This window comes from Cyanobium sp. N5-Cardenillas, assembly GCF_024345515.1.
Taxonomy (GTDB): domain Bacteria; phylum Cyanobacteriota; class Cyanobacteriia; order PCC-6307; family Cyanobiaceae; genus Cyanobium.
The window spans coordinates 21061-39049 of record NZ_JAGQBG010000003.1 but is presented as its reverse complement, the minus strand read 5'-3'; the positions used below and the strand labels follow the sequence as shown (position 1 = coordinate 39049).

General features: G+C 58.3%; 16 protein-coding genes and 2 pseudogenes. 1 reads left to right on the top strand and 17 read right to left on the bottom strand.

Features of this window, described 5'->3' with window-relative positions; translation table 11 throughout:
• From KBZ04_RS00610 to ribH, 16 genes and pseudogenes are all read right to left on the bottom strand, one after another.
• Positions 1 to 630 (bottom strand): hypothetical protein (locus KBZ04_RS00610; RefSeq protein ID WP_254989978.1); only part of this gene is annotated, 630 nt, incomplete at its 3' end.
• A gap of 38 nt (positions 631 to 668) precedes the next feature.
• Positions 669 to 3419: a methyltransferase domain-containing protein gene (locus KBZ04_RS00605; protein ID WP_254989977.1), complete on the bottom strand. Its 2751-nt coding sequence runs from the start codon at positions 3417 to 3419 to the stop codon at positions 669 to 671.
• A gap of 5 nt (positions 3420 to 3424) precedes the next feature.
• Positions 3425 to 4258 carry a class I SAM-dependent methyltransferase gene (locus KBZ04_RS00600; RefSeq protein ID WP_254989982.1) on the bottom strand — a complete coding sequence of 278 codons (834 nt, stop codon included), beginning with the start codon at positions 4256 to 4258 and terminating at the stop codon, positions 3425 to 3427.
• Positions 4259 to 4320: 62 nt separating this feature from the next.
• Entirely contained in the window at positions 4321 to 5202 is an 882-nt protein-coding gene (locus KBZ04_RS00595) for a class I SAM-dependent methyltransferase (protein ID WP_254989981.1), read from the bottom strand.
• Position 5203: 1 nt separating this feature from the next.
• A complete protein-coding gene (locus KBZ04_RS00590) occupies positions 5204 to 6238 on the bottom strand; it encodes a radical SAM/SPASM domain-containing protein (protein ID WP_254989976.1) in 1035 nt (344 codons plus the stop codon).
• The gene (locus KBZ04_RS00585; RefSeq protein WP_254989975.1) at positions 6231 to 7529 is read right to left on the bottom strand and encodes a polysaccharide ABC transporter ATP-binding protein; all 1299 of its coding nucleotides are present in this window, start codon (positions 7527 to 7529) and stop codon (positions 6231 to 6233) included. Before KBZ04_RS00585 ends, KBZ04_RS00590 begins: the two co-directional genes overlap by 8 nt.
• Before the next feature lie 52 nt (positions 7530 to 7581).
• Complete coding sequence (locus tag KBZ04_RS00580) at positions 7582 to 8436, bottom strand: ABC transporter permease (RefSeq protein ID WP_254989973.1); 855 nt, start codon at positions 8434 to 8436, stop codon at positions 7582 to 7584.
• Positions 8429 to 9283, bottom strand: coding sequence for a class I SAM-dependent methyltransferase (locus tag KBZ04_RS00575; RefSeq protein WP_254989972.1), 855 nt, complete (start codon positions 9281 to 9283; stop codon positions 8429 to 8431). Before KBZ04_RS00575 ends, KBZ04_RS00580 begins: the two co-directional genes overlap by 8 nt.
• 32 nt (positions 9284 to 9315) lie before the next feature.
• Positions 9316 to 10287, bottom strand: coding sequence for a hypothetical protein (locus tag KBZ04_RS00570; protein ID WP_254989971.1), 972 nt, complete (start codon positions 10285 to 10287; stop codon positions 9316 to 9318).
• A gap of 68 nt (positions 10288 to 10355) precedes the next feature.
• A pseudogene (locus KBZ04_RS14320) lies at positions 10356 to 10460 on the bottom strand (acyltransferase); the annotation flags it as partial.
• A 150-nt stretch (positions 10461 to 10610) separates the two neighbouring features.
• A pseudogene (locus KBZ04_RS14315) lies at positions 10611 to 10826 on the bottom strand (hypothetical protein); the annotation flags it as partial.
• A gap of 70 nt (positions 10827 to 10896) precedes the next feature.
• Positions 10897 to 11862 (bottom strand): hypothetical protein, encoded by a 966-nt coding sequence (locus tag KBZ04_RS00560; RefSeq protein ID WP_254989969.1) that lies wholly within the window; start codon positions 11860 to 11862, stop codon positions 10897 to 10899.
• 237 nt (positions 11863 to 12099) lie between these two features.
• A complete protein-coding gene (gene psbZ, locus KBZ04_RS00555) occupies positions 12100 to 12288 on the bottom strand; it encodes a photosystem II reaction center protein PsbZ (protein WP_094584244.1) in 189 nt (62 codons plus the stop codon).
• A gap of 86 nt (positions 12289 to 12374) precedes the next feature.
• Positions 12375 to 12974 (bottom strand): dTDP-4-dehydrorhamnose 3,5-epimerase, encoded by a 600-nt coding sequence (rfbC, locus tag KBZ04_RS00550; protein ID WP_254989968.1) that lies wholly within the window; start codon positions 12972 to 12974, stop codon positions 12375 to 12377.
• Positions 12971 to 13879, bottom strand: coding sequence for a glucose-1-phosphate thymidylyltransferase RfbA (rfbA, locus tag KBZ04_RS00545; RefSeq protein ID WP_254989967.1), 909 nt, complete (start codon positions 13877 to 13879; stop codon positions 12971 to 12973). Before rfbA ends, rfbC begins: the two co-directional genes overlap by 4 nt.
• Positions 13876 to 14361 (bottom strand): 6,7-dimethyl-8-ribityllumazine synthase, encoded by a 486-nt coding sequence (ribH, locus tag KBZ04_RS00540; RefSeq protein WP_216919378.1) that lies wholly within the window; start codon positions 14359 to 14361, stop codon positions 13876 to 13878. The genes rfbA and ribH overlap by 4 nt, the downstream gene beginning before the upstream one ends.
• A 110-nt stretch (positions 14362 to 14471) precedes the next feature.
• Here ribH and mutS point away from each other — a divergent pair, with 110 nt between their 5' ends.
• Positions 14472 to 17315 (top strand): DNA mismatch repair protein MutS, encoded by a 2844-nt coding sequence (mutS, locus tag KBZ04_RS00535; RefSeq protein WP_254989966.1) that lies wholly within the window; start codon positions 14472 to 14474, stop codon positions 17313 to 17315.
• Here the strand turns inward: mutS and KBZ04_RS00530 are convergent.
• A complete protein-coding gene (locus KBZ04_RS00530) occupies positions 17291 to 17983 on the bottom strand; it encodes a precorrin-8X methylmutase (RefSeq protein ID WP_254989980.1) in 693 nt (230 codons plus the stop codon). The genes mutS and KBZ04_RS00530 overlap by 25 nt on opposite strands.
• Positions 17984 to 17989 lie beyond the last annotated feature (6 nt).

Sequence of the window (17989 nt, the reverse complement as noted above, 5' to 3'; positions counted from 1 at the left end):
GAGATACTTTGAGGGCAGCTCAAGAGTGAAAGAAGACTCATCGGCTGGAACTCCTTGGGACAAGTTGATTAGTGAATGGAAGGACCAAACACGAGGAGTTGCAACTGAATCAGGGAAGAAGCGTCGAAAGTCATCAAGAGCCACCTGGCTGCTGAGAATAACAATGCCTTGCCCTGAAGCCACTTTACCTATGGATTCATCGCGAGCATGAATCTCATCTGCAGAGAAGAGATTCGGAAGATATCGATGCTGGAAGTCGGGAATCCATCTTATTGTTTTGGCCCCGGGAATAGTCAAGCCGAAACCAGGGTAAAGGATATCTACAGGTTCGATAGATCGTCGGAAGAGACGCGTAAGCAAACCAGGGATCAGGCCCATGAAAGAGATATCACGCAGACGCCTATGAGGGAATGCAGACAGTTCTTGAGGAATCCTGCCTGGCTGCAGCGCGATAGCCTTTTGGACAGCACTCACCATCTCCGGATCACCAAGAAGTCGAACCTTGGGACGCTCCTGGAGAGGAAGCTTGAAAACACATTGAGCCAGGTTTGAAAGATAGATGGTGCCGCCCATCCACGTCTTGTCATTGATGAGTTCTATCCCGATAGTTAGGTCTGTCGTTTGGCGCATCATGCGGAGTAGTTGATCCTTGAGGTCATGGAAAGCGACTACGGCTGTGTTCGGTTACGCATACGCCAAACGAGAAGCAGCCTGGTCGGTTTGAGGATGGGGTTCCAGGCCCGAATAAAAAGGGCGCGCAGGACAGGCTGACTAGAGAGTTCATCCCAGCTGATCCTTACAAATTGATACCAGCCTGGCAAAGAACACTCCTTAACTAATCCCTTGGCCACAAGATCACCAGGAGAGACCCTAAGCCGATCAAAGTCTCTACTTCGAAGAAGCCCAGGGCAAAAGATCATGTATATCGGCAGCCGAACTAGAGAGGGGAAGAGATGCGGGTTGCACACAATCTGCATGCGATGGGCGCGAAGATTAGAGGGTAGGCGATAAAAGGACTGAATTTGATTTTTGATGAAGTGAACACAGTAGTAAAGAGGAAGGAAGGCTGGGCGCAACTGAGTCCGCAGCAGCAGCTGCTTTAATGCACCAAAGATGATTCGGATATGGATAAGGACTCGATATCGAGTGGGAGCATGCCTTGAGACAAACCTCCAATGATCGATGACGTTACCCATAGAAGCACGGGCAAAGAGTTCGCGAAGCACTGAACGGAAGTCAGTGACTCCGGCTCCAGGAACAATGCCTGTCTCCTGAATCAAAGCCAATAAGCGGGTCTCGTAGCAGACCCCAAGACGAAAACCCGCAGATTTCAACCTGTAGAAATACTCGTAGTCAGCGAGATAGTGGGGAAAGTTGATGGCATCCACATTACCCGCTTGAAGTATCATCCACAATGGGATTAAAGTTCCACGCCCTGGGAGAAAGTCGACGTCATCGCGGAACAGCTCTGATCGCTCGATAGAGTTCTTCACCGGGAACGAATAAGTCGGCCAAGACACATACTCACCGGCATCAAGAATACGGGTCGTGTCATTACGGTCAACGATGAGTGAACCTACTGCTGCATTAAAGCGCTGCGAGGCCGAAACGAGAGTGGAGACATAATTGACCGGGATCTCGGTATCATTGTTCATCATGAGAAGACAGTCTTCATCATGAGTGCTCTCGCTAATAGCATGGATAACACCCGCTGCCATGGAGCCAGCCCACCATAGTTCCTGTTTGGAGGTTAGAACCGTAACATCTGGGAAAACATTTCGCACCACATCTACTGTCCCATCATTCGACCCGCCATCGGATACGATGATGTGCAACGATACATAGTCCTGTGCTTGAAGAAAGGCTATACAGGAAAGGGTGTATTGAAGGCGATTATATACTGGGATCACAGCGTAGACAGTCGGAGCAGTTCTCTGAGGATCAGACGTACAAGCTCGGACGAAACGGCGATCACGAGCAACAAAGGCAGCGCCGTCAAGGCTATCGTCGCCTTCAGACTTTATTATTTCAATCGCGAACGCCTGCCCCGGGTTAATATGCGCCACATCAACGTTGACAGGCATCCAGGCATCAAGTGCGAGAACAAACTCATCAATAGTCTTGCCATCCAGTAGGACCTGAAAACCACTGGGCGCCCCACCAAGGCCATGGGGAAGGCCAATCTCAAACGCTAGCGTATCCGCATCTGCAGGACGGCGCAGGAACCATCGTCCACGGCGATACCCCGTACGTGCATACTGAAATGGGCGGGGGAGGCGCCAGCCATTGAGCATTTCAAACTTGGATCCACCCTCACCGGGGAAAGCAAGATCAAGGTAGTGTGTTGGAATCAGAGGTGCAAGGCGGGAAACTGCAGAAGACCCGGATGCAAGCCAATCAGCATACTGACGAGGTGCCAGCAGGGAACCATGCTGGCGATTAGCTTGCTCCTGCCAGGCGGATTTAAGGCGAATCCGCATCGCCAGAGAGCCACTACGTGTCTCCAGCATCGTCCTATCTTTAGTGAAGTCCCATGGTGTTAACGATGTGAGCGTTCCATGGAATGGTGCGTTGTAGAGCGTATGGGTGAACAACTGAACTTCAAGAACTTCTGAGTGACGAACGAGAGTCTCTACAAATTCCGAAAAGCGTGGAACGCGCTCATTAACACCAAGAAGAACAGACGGCTCTGCATCAAATATAGATAGCTCGGCATCCTCCTTGGCGTGGCTGGGACAGAACGAATCGCAAGTCGTGATCAAATAGCCCCCAGGCCTTAAGACGCGTAGAGCCTCAGATAATGCAGCTGGGATATCGCGCATGTGATGCAAAGCAGCATTACAGAAAACTGCATCGAAACTGCCTGACTTAAAAGGGAGGACATGGGAAAAACCACCAATCCATCTAATGTGGGGGAAATGTGCTTTACCTGCCTCCGCGAGGAGAGGAGAGAACTCCAGCGCCGTGACGTTGGCACCTCGCATGGCGAGACGGTGACTGTCAAACCCTAACCCCGCTCCAATATCCAAGACATCCATGCCCTTTAGCTGAATATCGCTAGAAAGATGATTGACTTCCAGCCATTCTCCATACCGATGCTGCAGCCACTGCCGATGTTGGTCGTCTTGACTTTTGCAGTAAGCCTCCTTATCACAAGCGTCATGATACTCAGATAACATCTTCTCCCAGGATTCAACTACTTCCGGCGAAAGGCCAAAGTTGCCGCGGTTACGGGAGTTGGCAGCAATCTCGATCAGTCCAAGGACATCCTCGGCTTCATAGCTCCCGATGAATGGAACACCCCAGACATTGGCATAATCAGCACCACAGCACCTACAGACAAGTCCCGCATCAGTAGCTGCCAGAACAGTCTCTCGATCGCAAGAGACACAGCGCAGGTCATTTGTGTAGAGTGTCATGGCACTTAAGATGCCCCTTTCGCGTCTACGATGTTTCCATACTTATCGATTACGAGAAAGTTGAGCTCTTCATTCCAATGTAGAGAAGCAAAGAATAGAGCGCGGTTTCTGGCAAAGAAGCGTTGAAAGTTATTGTCATAGGTGCTATGCAGTTCGTTGTAGAATTCATTGCCAAGCTCTCGACGCTCCGAGTCGCTCCATTCAATTAGAATCACTGTATCCTTAACCACAAGTCCATGCCATTTGTGATGGTTTTCCAGGCGGGTAAAGTTAAACATCACGTCAGAGAGCCTCGTGGGCACTTCTACATAGCCGCGCTTGCCCACCCGACAAAGCTCGCGCATGGCTGTACCAGGATTGTCAGTATGCTCTAAGACATGCGAGCAAAACACAAAGTCGAAAGACTTATCCGAGAATGGCAGCTGTTCTAAATCGACTTGATGAAATGGTCGATGATCACGTGCCAGACTTTCCGTACGATGCGTAGTGGTTTCCGGATATTTATCAGCTAGATGAGTCGCATGCTTAAATGGCCAACCTCCGCAACCCACGTCGAGAACCCGATCGCTGGACTGGATGTCCCAATGCATGGACTGGTTTTGGTACGTCCACGTGCTTTCTACTGGGCTTTCCCGTCGCGCCAATGAGGGGATCAGGGATTGAGCATCCGTTGGCAACCCAGATGCGAGGAGAGACCTCAGCGCTGTGAGAAGTTGGGGGTTGATTTCCCCATTTCCGGCGTTTGCTGCATTAATGATGAGTGGATGTAGTGTCCAAACCAAATCCACCAGACTGTCAGTATTTGAGAGCAGGGGTGAAACAGCAAGTCTGTCCACCATCAGCTTCAACAACTTGAATAGAGCCCTGTCTAGTCGCTGGCGCGGTTGAAGTCTCGCCTTGATCACTCGGCCTCTCTCCCATAAGGAACCAGAATGCGAGCAAGGAACTCCCGTGTCGCGGGTAAGCGGATCACCTGAGGCTCCCATTCAGCCAACAATAAGGATAAGCTTTCTTGGTTCCAAAACCAGTAGTGGCCAAGAAACTGATCAACGTCGCCGTCTGGAACAACGATAACTACCATGCCTCCAGGCCGACATATACGAACAAGTTCCGAAGCAATCAACTTGGGTCTTTCAAGATGTTCTAGTACGTCAGTACAGAAAACCACATCAAACTCATGGGAGGCATAAGGTAGATCATGCTCAATCACATGGCGCATGAAGTGTTCTGAGTTAAACCTTGCCCGAACTCCCTCGATCGCCTTTTCTGAGAAATCCAGGCCGTGGAGTGCAGAATCAGGCCGACGCTGAAGTACCTCCGCCAAAAGATCACCGACACCACATCCGATATCGACGATCTTTCCAGCAACCGGCAGACTTCCTTCTACGTAATCAACAATTTCCCCCGTCAACATATCTCGGACATGCCCGCCCTCCTCTCGAAAGAGCTCTAGATTGGTTTCCTTACCCCAAAGGAGATCGTAGCCACTAGAGGTATTCTCCTCAGTGATCCAACCTATTCCATTCTCATCAGATACCTCCATGCCAGGAAGCAGATTAAGACGATAGCGATTCTTGGGGACGATCAGGAAATGAGAGGCTAGGCCATAAACATAGGTACCTTTTGGTACATAATCATATTGGCCACTAGGGATAAGATCAAAACCGTCTCTTGGTGCGATATGCCAGCGATTAATGAGCGGCATTGACATAATCTTCCTGCCAATCTGGCGAAGCCTGGAGTGGAGACGAGCGCAGAGATTGCGACGGATATCGACAAACACGTCAAACAAGCTTCGTACTGAAAAGGGAGCGAATCCGGTTTCGCAGTCGACTCGATTGGTTGATCACACGAGAATCCAAGATGGGTCCAACGTACTCCTTATACAGAGCATCTCGCTGTTCACGTTCAGCCTGGGAGACTTCATAGCAACCCTCTGTACAGGATTCACAGGGCGTCATCTTGGGACTTTCCCGTAGAAGATCACGACGCCAGCCGGCCATGGCAGATGAGGCATAGGCATGGAAGATAGACTCATACTCAGAAATATTTCCAATAGCGTAGTTCGATGTGTGCTCTGGATTGTCCGCAAACATTTGACAACAGGGAAACACGATGCCGTTGTAAGAAATCGTGAAGTCTTGATAGGGGCGATTACAGGGAGACGTCCGCTTGAACTCGGAATTCGTAATGGATGCAACGGAACCAGCCCGGTCAGATCCATACGACATGTAGTTGGTGGAAAACACCGTGATTGGAAGTCCGTGCAATCTGAGATTTCCCTGTATAGTGTGATTCGGTGATGCTGTATGGATCTTTACAGGCTTTCCTAATCGTGCAGAGAATTCAGTAAAGCGGGAGATTGCGCTGGCGTCCGAATAGGGCTCACTTTTGGCCAAATGAAGCGTGACATAGAGTTCCGATAGTCCCGCCTGAACCATTGCATGGATATAATCTTCCGTCAGATAATCGCCATTGCTGCTAAAATATATCCTCGCATCAGGCAATACTTCTCGACAAAACTGAATGCGCTTCAGCAAAAGAGCTCTGTCTGCGGAAGGCTCATTGTAGAGATTAAGGCAAATACTCTGACTGTAATTGATCTTGGCCAAGTCTCGGATTATTGATTCATACAGGTTTTCGCGAAACACTTCTGCACTGGATGCACGATCCGAAGCCGCTACAGGGCAATAGTCACAAGACCGATTGCAGTGCTTGGAGATCTCAATAATGACATTAGTGACGGATTCTGAGAACAACATTGCACAGTCTTCATAGGAAGAAAGTGCTTGAAAATGATTTGTCTGGACATCAAGCATGAAGTGACCTCTGGTCGGCCAACAGCGGTTGGCAGCTAAATGTAGCGGGAAGGTGGACTACCGCCAAGGGCTCTGCATAAAGGAACAGGTCCCTCGGTGTTCTGATGACTATAGTGGCACACTTGAGCCACAGCGAAAGGTGGGCTGCGACGTGCTTACTGATAACAGTAACATTGAATGTATAAGCACCAGGCCGGAGATAATTGGCTTGCAAAGAAATCTTAAAAGAGTAGCGCCCCGGCAAAAGCTCATCAATCATGAGGCCCTGCTCATAGCTATCCAGTACCAATATGTTCTTGTAGTGTGAAGCATCAATCACCACGCGAACGGATACATTCTTGGTCACTTGGTAGACGTCAATCACCAATTGAAGATCAACCAGTTCATGAAAGTCAATTTCACAGACTTCAGCACCATTCTGCCTTGACAGGATGCGAAACTCTCTGCAGACAACACCGTCTACACTTTGAAGTTGGCCGCGGGATGGGGCAGGCAATGATTCCTTCTCCATCAGTGTGATATCCGCATGTGTAGTTGCTGTATGCGCTGCTGAAAACCGCAGGTTTGATTCAACCGCATTTCGAGAATTCTGGTCGTCATAGGCACGAACGATATCCTCCGCTGTGCCAGCGACAACGACGTGTCCATGATCCATGAACAGCCCTCGGTCGCAAACGGCCCAAATGGAACCAGGGGAATGGGAAACAAGGATGATAGAAGTGCCCTGCTTCTTCATACTTAGAATGCAGTCAAAACACTTCTTTTGAAAGTTAAGATCGCCAACGGCCAGCACTTCATCCATTAACAGGACGTCCGGTCGACTTAATGCTGCAATGGCAAATCCCAAACGCACAAACATGCCAGAAGAATAGTTGCGAACAGGCAAGTCGATAAACTCTTCCAGCTCAGAAAAAGCTATGATCTCATCAATTAGCGCGTCTACCTGCCTCTTGGTCAGACCCAATAGAGCACCGTTGATATACACGTTTTCTCTTCCAGAAAGCATGGGAGCGAATCCCGCTCCAGCAGCAATCAAAGCAGCGACACGTCCGCGAATCTGAATATGACCTGCATCCGGGGCATAGACTCCGTTCAGCATTCTCAGCAGAGTGCTCTTGCCACTACCATTAACTCCCATGATGCCGAGAGATTCACCCCTTTCGAGCTGAAAACTCACATCACGAACTGCCCAAAACTCACCTTGGCGCAGCTGATCTGTCGAAACCCGACCGCCAAGAAAAGTCTTGGCCATATCCCTGAGGCCATAACGAAGTGACTGCTTGAGGGTCAAGCCAAATTTTTTGGATACGTGATGAGCAACGAGGGAAAGGTCAGATCTCATGTCATAATCTCTCCGCCACTTTGTCTTGCACAAGATAAAACGCGTGGATGCCAATCCATAGCATGACCAAAGAAAGCAGGGTGGCCAAGAAATAACCTATGGGGCTGGGAATCACTCCCAGCGTCGCCAAGCTTCTTGGAGTATCCACCAGGTAGGTCAGGGGGTTGGCAATGATGATGCGCCGAAGCACAGGATTGGAGAGATCCGCGTTGAAGACGACAGGCGTGACATACATCAGCAATCCCAGAATGCTCACGGCGATGGGGGTCACATCTCTGGCAACGGTGCCAACCACCGCAAGAACAAGCCCGACTCCCACGCCCAAGGCAATGATGGGAAGACTGACAATGGGATATAGGAGGATGCCAGGGTGCGGTGAAAGCCTAAAAAAAGCAAAAACAACAAGCAGCAACACGACTCCAACAATATAATTATAGAGAACGTTGGCCAAGCCAGTAAGAGAAAGGCCTATTTTTGGAATATTGGTACGGATTATTAGATCTGAATTGCCAATCAAGCCATTGGCGACAGTTGTAATCGTTGCCATCAGCAGCGCCCAAAGACTTGTGCCAATGTAGACAAACAGCGGGTAGGGGATACTCATCTCACCTGGATTCAGCACTCCAGCATAATTCAAAAATACAAAGCTTGCTATGGCAAGCAAAGGAGTGATGATCACCCAAAGATAACCCAAGACTTTTTGCCGCAGATTGGCGACAAAATCACGTGCGAAGAGTTGCCATATCACGTGGCGAGAAACATAGATTTCTCTCCAAGCCATCGCTATCGAGCGAATCGGAGTCTGGAACGTTCGTCTTGGTGAATAACTACGAACAAGGGACGAAGGATCAGCCATGGGGCTTTATGGCCACAAAAGAATAGAGTCGCCCGGGCGACTGATTGATGGTGTTGGATGCCTTTCTGCAAAGTTCCAACACACGATTCCCAAAAAGAGAGTTCGTTACCAAGTGAGTCGCAATGCGCTTTCCGGTTAACCGGGATAAGTACCCCAAGCAGAGATTGTAAATCTGCTGATCTGTTGCGGGAAAATAATTGATAGCCGAGTCAAATGGCGCCAGCGTGTGAATAATACTGAGCCCTCCGGATCGTATCGCATGCGTATAGTCCCGAAGCATGAAAGCATTTTCTCCTCCATAGAGATGGTGGAGCGGATGCTGATCCAGGAAGGTCTGCAGATCCTCAGGCTTACTGATCACATGCTCACGGGTGGCAATCATCATACCGCCGGGCTTGAGCACACGACCAATCTCCCTGCATGTCTGCAGGAGGTCCTGTGCATGATGCAGGACCTGCCGGCAGTGGACAAGATCAAAGCTGCCGTCCAAAAAGGGAAGGGTCTCGGAATAGTCACTGACAACCTGGATCGGTAACCCGGTCTCGCCAGCGAGTGATCGAATGGCCTCGGCACCAACCAGTGGGCTTGGATCCGGCTCAAGCGCCGTTACACGCCAGCCATCACGGGCCAGGGCATAGCTGCTGATGCCCCTACCTGCACCAAGGTCCAGGGCATCTCCAGGAACATTCGGCAGGTACTCAGAAATCAGCTTCCATTCCAGACTTCGCCAGAACCGGTCGGCCGCCTCTTGCAGCGGATCGTCGTAATAACAGGCTTTGACGAGGGCTTGCTGCTCCGGATCCTCCCGTAGCATCTGCACGGCTTGCGACCAAGTCAAACCTCCCATCAGGTGACTGTCACACTTTCCATTGAAGGACCCTAACACGATTGTTCCAAGCTGGACAAGGTGGTGAGCGCGTTTGTGATGACTTCGATCACCGGTAAGTCCTTGATCTGATCATATCGAGCGCGCCCACTCAGGAAGTTCAAACGCCCCTGATTGTCCCTTGAATCTCTGAAGCGCGATTCAACGTAGGCCGATCTGGTTGTCTGGGGCTGCAAGGAGCCCAAACGATCCCGCCGCACAAAGAATAGATTATTGCCGACCTTGTTGGAACCAAGCAGTGCATAGCCTTTTCGATCCGCCAAAGACTCAAAGGCCGCCATGGAAGCACCCCAGTACAGACAGGAATAATGTGCTGACGCCCTGTCGAAAGCGGGATCATAGGGAATGGAAACTGCATGATCGGGTCCGAACACACTGTTCCATTCCACTACAACAATCACAGGATTGACAGCCTCAATCCTTTCCCAGACCCAATAGTCATTACCATCAATATCTATGCTCAGAATGCCTATCTGCCCACGAAAGCCAGACTGAAGAAAAAGGTCATTGATGTTGTCCCTGTCAATCCACGCGGCCAGGGCCGTGATGTCGTGACGCCAATACAATTCACTTCGCCTCACTGACTCCATGTAGGCAGTACTACCATCAATGATCAGGCCTTTCCAGTGATCGTTCTGAAGAAGAAACCTTGTGTTTGACTCCAAATAGTTCTGCACGCCAAACTCGATGAATATCTGTTCGTCTCGGGTGATGCCAGCTTCTCGAATAAGGTACTGAAGGATGCCATCCTCACCGTATTGAGAAAAAACCTTGAATTCCGCTTCCTGTAACATGCTCAATGGGGATCGCTGCGCATTCTGCACCGCAAGAGCACGGCCCTGCAACATCAGTTGGTGGTCAAGCTGCGCTCCAACGGACATGAATTGGCCGGAAAGCAGTGACTGCAATTGATTGAGTACCGGCTCGCTGATCAACCGTGCCAATGAGGATTTGGAGAGTCGCATGGGCGGCGGTGTCAGGGCAATGGCTCAAGGATAGGAAAGAGCTGGTTCCGGTACAACATGCCTGCTGGCACATCCTTGGTGACCACGGATCTCGCCGCAATCACACTACCAGCGCCAATGCGGACCCCCTTGAGGATGGTCACACCGAAGCTGATCCAGACGTCATCTTCGATGACGATGGGCGATGAGCTGACTCCAGGCAACTCGGCAGCCGTGCGCGGATGGCCGCGCTCAATGATCTGGCGGAAATGACGATGACGCTCAAGGGGGTCATGCGAATGGGCAGTGCCATCATGGATGTTCACATCATGGGCGATCAGAACTCGATTACCAACTTGAATGGACTCCATGGACCAGATCTCACTGCGCACTCCGATGTAGCACCAATCTCCAATGCTGATATGCCCACCATGGCCATAGGTTAAAAGACGCCCACGGCAGTAGGAATGCTGTCCCAGGCGGATACAGGCAGGATCACCTCGAAAATTCTCGATCACTCCTTCTGAACCCAGGCAGGCATCAGTACCAAAATCTGCCATTCGATTGCTGGACGCTCTCCCATCCGAGTGAGCCCGGGTCAGCACCCTTCGGACGTGCTGGCGCAGCGGGTCAAACCAAGCCACGGTTGATTCGTCCTTTGAGAATAGAAATGATGTTCTTCCAACGCAGCCTCCAGGAAGAAACAGTGGTGGACCTTCCGCTCAGAACGGATTGAAGGAGTTGGTAATCAGCAGCACAGACATCATCCTCCTCGGGGAAGTTCACACCTCCATGAGACCAGTCCCGATCGTGTGCCCCATAATGCTCGGGGAATTCGAAGAGTGACTCCTTGCCGCAGTGAACTCCCGTTCCATCAAAGCCGATGTTGCGAACAAGGCTGCGGGAGGGGTACACCACCTTTCCCCTCACCCGGGAGACCGCATACCACCAGAGGATGCCCCAGGAATCGTTGCGGCCGGCAAGACGATCCTCCAGCATTGCTACATAATCAGAGGCTCCACCCAGCTGAAATACAGACAACCAGTCGGCATCGTCAGCGCATTGTGGCCACCCTTGCGGAGTCCAGGAGAAGGACTTCCAGGCTCTCTGCCAGGTTCCCCAACCCCAGGTAGTCGTCACCGGCAGCAGAAAAGCACCACCCGTTTGACGCTGCGGCGGCGCAAGAGTTGTGGCGCCCACCTGCATCACGGTAGAACGATGTTCATAATAGACCAAGGCCACAGCCATGAACTCAAGGAATGAAACCTCCACGAGTAGATCGTCCTCGAGAACGACAACCCAGCCATGGGAAGCACAGAGTCGATCGACGCCTCCGACGATCGAGCGGGCCAGTCCCTGATTTGTGGATTGCTCGATAACTTCCGCATCGAACAGTGGCGCCTGCTCCCTGAGCAGACGACGAACTGCTTCGACGGACTCACGATCCTCGGGGCGCCGGGGGGCATCGGAGAAAAAGAAGAAATCGAAGGACTCCCTCCCCTTGCAGGCAAAGAGAGCTTTCAAGGTGGCCGCTGTATGGGCCGGTCGGTTGTAGGTGAACAGAGCCAGGGGAATTCTGCGCCCTATGCCGTTCACGTGACCCTCTCTGTCAGCAGACACTCCACCTTATGCACCGGGCGTGCTGACACCGTCAATCTGGCGATGGGTTCCGTGGGGATCGAAGCCTTGGCTCGTACACAGTCCAGATGGCCGCTGAGGGAGATACCCGCTGATCGCCTAAGCACCAGCCAAGGAAATCTCCAAGACATTCCGTGGGTCTGATCCGTGGGTCTCAATGTCCTGGAAGACCTTCCAAGAACTTGAAGGGCAGGCTCAGACCACCAGCAGGCTCATGCCCCAGTTGACCAGCACCAGGGCCACCCAGGCGGCACCGCCGATCAGGATCAGGCGGTTGGAGCGGCCGCTGTCCTCGGTGCTCGCGTAGAGCACCGGCACCGCCACGATCAGGGCGAAGGACATCACCACCAAGGCCAGAACGGTGAGGGTATTGAGGATCTGCATGGGGCAGGGAGGCTCGGGGCCGGATCAGGCAGCGTGGGCGATCCTGCCATGCAGCGCGGGGCCCTGCCCGCCGCCGGAGCCATCCTTCACACGTTGTCGGGCGCGAACAGATCGCCGGCGGCCGCCAGGGCCCCCAGACCGGGGGCGGCGGCGTCCTTGGGGGCCAGCAGGGGCTGGTGGGGCGCCGGCAGCTCCTGCAGGGGCCAGTCGATGCCGATCGCCGGGTCGTTCCAGGCCAGGGAGCGCTCGCAATCCCGGTTCCAGTAGCCGGCGGTCTTGTACTGCACCTCGGCCACGGCGCTCAGGGTCAGGAAGCCGTGGGCGAAGCCCACCGGCACCCACAGCTGGCGCTGGTTCTCGGCGCTGAGCCGCTCGCCCACCCACTGGCCCAGGGTGGGGGAGTCCCGGCGCAGGTCGACGGCCACATCGAACACCTCCCCGACGGTGCAGCGCACGAGCTTGCCCTGGGGGTGCGGAGCCCGCTGGAAATGCAGGCCCCGCAGCACCCCCTGCACGGAGCGGGAGTGGTTGTCCTGCACGAACTCGGGGGCATCGGCGTCCTCCCGTCCGAGGGCCTCGGCGAAGCGGCGCCGGTTCCAGCTCTCGCTGAACCAGCCCCGCTCATCGGCGTAGACCGCCGGGGTGAGCAGCAGGGGGCCGTCGATGGCCAGGAACTGAACGTTCATCGTTGGGGCTCCAGGGCCTGGTGGTCGCTGGCGGCCTCCTGCAGCAGGCGCAGCAGGTAGTCGCCGTAGCCGGATTTCTTCAGGGGCAGGGCCAGCCGCTCCAGCTGGCCGTGGTCGATCCAGCCCAGGCGCCAGGCCACCTCCTCGGGGCAGCCCACCTTGAGGCCCTGGCGCTTCTCGAGGGTGCGGATGTAGCTGGCGGCCTCGTGCAGGGAATCGGGGGTGCCGGTGTCCAGCCAGGCCATGCCGCGGCCCATCAGCTCCACCCGCAGCAGGCCCTCATCGAGGTAGAGCTGGTTGAGGTCGGTGATCTCCAGCTCGCCCCGCGGCGAGGGACGCACCTGGCGGGCCCGCTCCACCACGGTGTGGTCGTAGAAGTACAGGCCCGTGACCGCATAGCGGCTGCGCGGCTGGGGCGGCTTCTCCTCGATGCTCAGCACCCGGCCATCGCCGCTGAACTCCACCACCCCGTAGCGCTCCGGATCGCTCACCGGGTAGGCGAACACCGTGGCCCCGGGCCGCTCGCCGTTGGCCCCCTGCAGCTGGGGGATCAGGTCGTGGCCATGGAACAGGTTGTCGCCCAGCACCAGGGCCGCCGGTGCGCCGTCGAGGAACTCGGCGCCGATCAGGAACGCCTGGGCCAGCCCATCGGGGCTGGGCTGCACCGCATAGCGGATCTCCATGCCCCAGCCGGATCCATCCCCCAGCAACCGCTCGAAGGCCGGCTGGTCGGTGGGGGTGGTGATCACCAGCACCTCGCGGATGCCCGCCAGCATCAGGGTGCTGAGCGGGTAGTAGATCATCGGCTTGTCGTAGACCGGCACCAGCTGCTTGCTGACGGCGGTGGTGAGGGGGGCCAGGCGCGTGCCGCTTCCCCCCGCCAGGATCAGTCCCTTGCGCTTCATGGCTGGGCGGGCAGGGCTGCCATCAGGCTGCCCATCTCCAGGGCCTGGAGGCCGTAGCTCCAGCCCAGGTTGCTCTTGATGCCGGCCCGCTCGAGGGCCTGCTGCAGGGTGTCGGTGGTGAGCACCCCGAAGATCACCGGCACGCCGGTGTCGCGGGCCACGGCGGCCACCCCTTTGCTCACCTCGGCCACCACCACATCGAAGTGGGGGGTGTCGCCCCGGATCACCGCCCCCAGGGTGATGACCACCTGGTAGCGGCCGCTGGCGGCCAGCCGCTGGGCCACCAGGGGAATCTCGAAGCTGCCCGGCACCCAGGCCACGTCGAGCTGGGTGCTCTCGGGGCTGACGTCGATGCCGTGGCGGGAGAGGGAATCGAGGCAGCCGCTGAGCAGCTTGCCGGTCACCAGATCGTTGAAGCGGGCGATCACCAGGCCGATCCGCAGACCGGCGACATCGGTGAAGCGACCTTCGAAAACCGTCAAGGGGTCAGACCACGAAAAAGCTCATGCCCCAGTTGAGCAGCAGCAGGGCCACCCAGGCCAGCCCCCCGACCCGATCCCCTTACGATCGGGACGCTCCTGACGGCAGACCCATGGCCAGGGAAGTCCAGCAGCAGCTCACGCTCGCGGACGATCCGGCCCTGCAAGGGGACCTGTTCGGGGGCGAACCCGAGCCCACCTCGCTGGCGCCGGACTCGGCGTCGGATGGGGGCGCCCCGGACGACCAGGCCCTGCTGGCCGATGCCAGCGCCCGGCCCCGCACCCGCCGGCAGCGGCCACCGGCCGTGGCCGCCACCGGCAACGAGGCCGACGGCAAAGAGGGCGACGGCGAGCAGGCCGGTGACCCGGGCGGTGGCGACGCCAGCGGCTCCCCGACGCCGCCAGGCGACGCCGGCCCGGAAGCCGGGGACGACCTGCCCCGCTGGCACCACCATTCCCTGGTGGACCCGGCGGCCCTCACGCCGGTGCTGCGGCACTACGTGGAGCTGAAGGCGGCCCATCCGGACCGGGTGCTGCTCTACCGCCTCGGCGACTTCTTCGAGTTCTTCTTCGAGGACGCGATCCTGCTCTCGCGCCTGCTGGAGCTCACCCTCACCGGCAAGGACGCCGGCAAAGCCCTGGGCCGGGTGCCGATGGCGGGCATCCCCCACCACGCCGCCGAGCGCTACTGCGCCGACCTGGTGCGCCGCGGCCTCAGCGTGGCGCTCTGCGACCAGCTGGAGGCCACCCCCGCCAAGGGGGCCCTGCTGCGCCGCGGCATCACCAGGGTGCTGACGCCCGGCACCGTGCTGGAGGAGGGGATGCTGGCGGCCCGCCGCAACAATTGGCTCTGCGCCGTGGTCCTCGACGGGGACGGCAGCCACGCCGGCCGCTGGGGCCTGGCCGTCGCCGACGTCAGCACCGGTGAGTTCCGGCTGACCGAACGGGACGGCAGCGGCAGCCTGCACCAGGAGCTGCTGCAGCTGGAGCCCGCCGAAGTGGTCTGGCCCGGCCCGGCGGAGGCGCCGGCCTGGTGCCCCGAGGGTCTGCGGCTCACCCCCCTGGCCCGCACCCCCTTCGACGCCACCGAAGCCGCCGCCCTGCTGCGCCGCCGCTTCCGCCTGGCCAGCCTCGATGGCCTGGGGCTGGGGGAGGCCCCCCTGGCGCTGCGCGCCGCCGGGGGCCTGCTGGCCTACCTGGACACCACCCAGCCGGCGCCCGAACCCGGCCCGGCGGCGGAGAGCGCCGCGGCCATCCCGCTGGAAAGGCCCCGGCTCTGGCATGCCGGCGACCAGCTGGTGCTCGACGCCCAGACCCGCCGCAACCTGGAACTCACCCGCACCCAGCTGGGCGGCGCCCTGCAGGGCTCCCTGCTCTGGGCCCTCGACCGCACAGCCACCGCCATGGGCGGCCGCTGCCTGCGGCGCTGGATCGAGGCCCCCCTGGTGGACCGGGCCGCAATCCTGGAGCGGCAGGAGGCGGTGAGCGAGCTGGTGGAGCAGCGGCCCCTGCGGCTGGGTCTGCGCCGGCTGCTGCGGCCCATGGGGGATCTGGAGCGCCTGGCGGGCCGGGCCGGCGCCGGCAGCGCCTCCGCCCGCGACCTGGTGGCCCTGGCCGATGGCCTCGAGCGCCTGCCCCGCCTGGCGGCCCTGGTGGCCCAGTGCCGCAGCGGCCCCCTGGCCGCCCTCAAGGGTCCCTGGCCCGAGCTGGCCGCCCTGGCCGAACAGGTGCGTCACCAGCTGGTGGAGACGCCGCCCCTGTCGCTGAGCGAGGGGGGGCTGCTCCATGACGGTGTCGATCCGGTGCTCGACGGCCTGCGCAACCAGCTCGACGACCAGGAGGCCTGGCTCTCCCGTCAGGAGGCGATCGAACGGCGGGCCAGCGGCAACCCCAACCTGCGCCTGCAGTACCACCGCAGCTTCGGCTACTTCCTGGCCGTCAGCCGGGCCCGGGCCGCCGCGGTGCCAGAGCATTGGATTCGCCGCCAGACCCTGGCCAACGAGGAACGCTTCGTCACCCCGGAGCTCAAGGGCCGCGAAGGCCGGATCCTGCAGCTGCGCGCCCGCACCTGCCAGCGGGAGTACGACCTCTTCTGCGAGCTGCGCCGCAGCGTGGGGGAAGCGGCCGGGCCCGTGCGGGCGGCCGCCCGGCGGGTGGCGGAACTCGATGCCCTCGCCTCCCTGGCGGAGGTGGCGGCCACCGGCGGCTACTGCCGGCCCGAACTCAGCGAGGGCCGCGAGCTGGTGATCGAGGCGGGGCGCCATCCGGTGGTGGAGCAGCTGCTGGTCGACGCGTCCTTCACCGCCAACGACCTGCAGCTTGGGGCTCCGGCACCGGACCTGATCGTGCTCACGGGCCCCAATGCCAGCGGCAAGAGCTGCTATCTGCGCCAGAGCGGCCTGCTGCAGCTGATGGCCCAGATCGGCAGCTGGATCCCGGCCCACTCCGCCCGTCTCGGCATCGCCGACCGCATCTTCACCCGGGTGGGGGCAGTGGACGACCTGGCCAGCGGCCAGTCCACCTTCATGGTGGAGATGGCCGAAACCGCCAACATCCTTCACCACGCCAGCCCCCGCTCCCTGGTGCTGCTCGACGAGATCGGCCGGGGCACGGCCACCTTCGACGGACTCTCGATCGCCTGGGCCGTCGCCGAGCACCTGGCCGACGGCATCGGCGCCCGCACCATCTTCGCCACCCACTACCACGAGCTCAACGAGCTCGCCGAGCTGCTACCGAATGTGGGCAACGCCCAGGTGCTGGTGGAGGAGACCGGCAACGACCTGGTGTTCTTACACAGGGTCTGCCGGGGGGGCGCCAGCCGCAGCTACGGCATCGAGGCGGCCCGGCTGGCCGGGGTGCCCGCCTCGGTGGTGCTGCGGGCCCGCCAGGTGCTGGGCCGCATCGAGGCCAACAGCCATGTGGCGGTGGGCCTTCAGGCGGGATCCAGGGCCGCCTGATCCTGGGCTGCCTCATCTTGAGCCGCCTGATCCAGCCAGGCCCGGCGCAGCAGGGCATTGGCGGCGGCACCCACCAGGCCGGCCCCGCCCTTGCTGCCCTCCAGGCGGATCTGCACCAGGGCGCTGGCCGCCAGGTGGCGCTTGCTCTCGGCCACCCCCACGAACCCCACCGGCATGCCGATCACCAGGGCCGGGGCAACGATGGTTCCGGCCTCGACCAGCTCCAGCAGCCGCTCCAGGGCCGTGGGGGCGCTGCCCACCAGCACCACCGCCCCCGGGTGCTCCAGCAGCGCCCGCTCCATACCCGCCGCCGCCCGGGTCCCACCAGCCGGAGCGACAGCCGGCGCCCAGGCCAGCACCGAATGGACCGGATTGGCGAAGGTGCGCCGGGCCATGGGGGCCACGGCCGCCGCGGCCATCGCCGTGTCGGTGAGGATCGGCGCGCCGGCCGCCAGGGCCTCCATGCCGGCGGCGCAGGCCCCCGGACCGAGGCGCAGATCCGGCGCCAGGGCCAGGTCGCCGCTGCTGTGCACCAGGCGCTCCAGAACCTCCTGCTCCACCCCCACCAGGCCGGTGGGCCCCAGCCAGGCGCGGATGCGTCGCACGCTCTCCTGGAAGATCGGGTGATCGAGCGAGGCCTGAAATGGCTTGATCGCCTGGCTGTCCATCGCCTG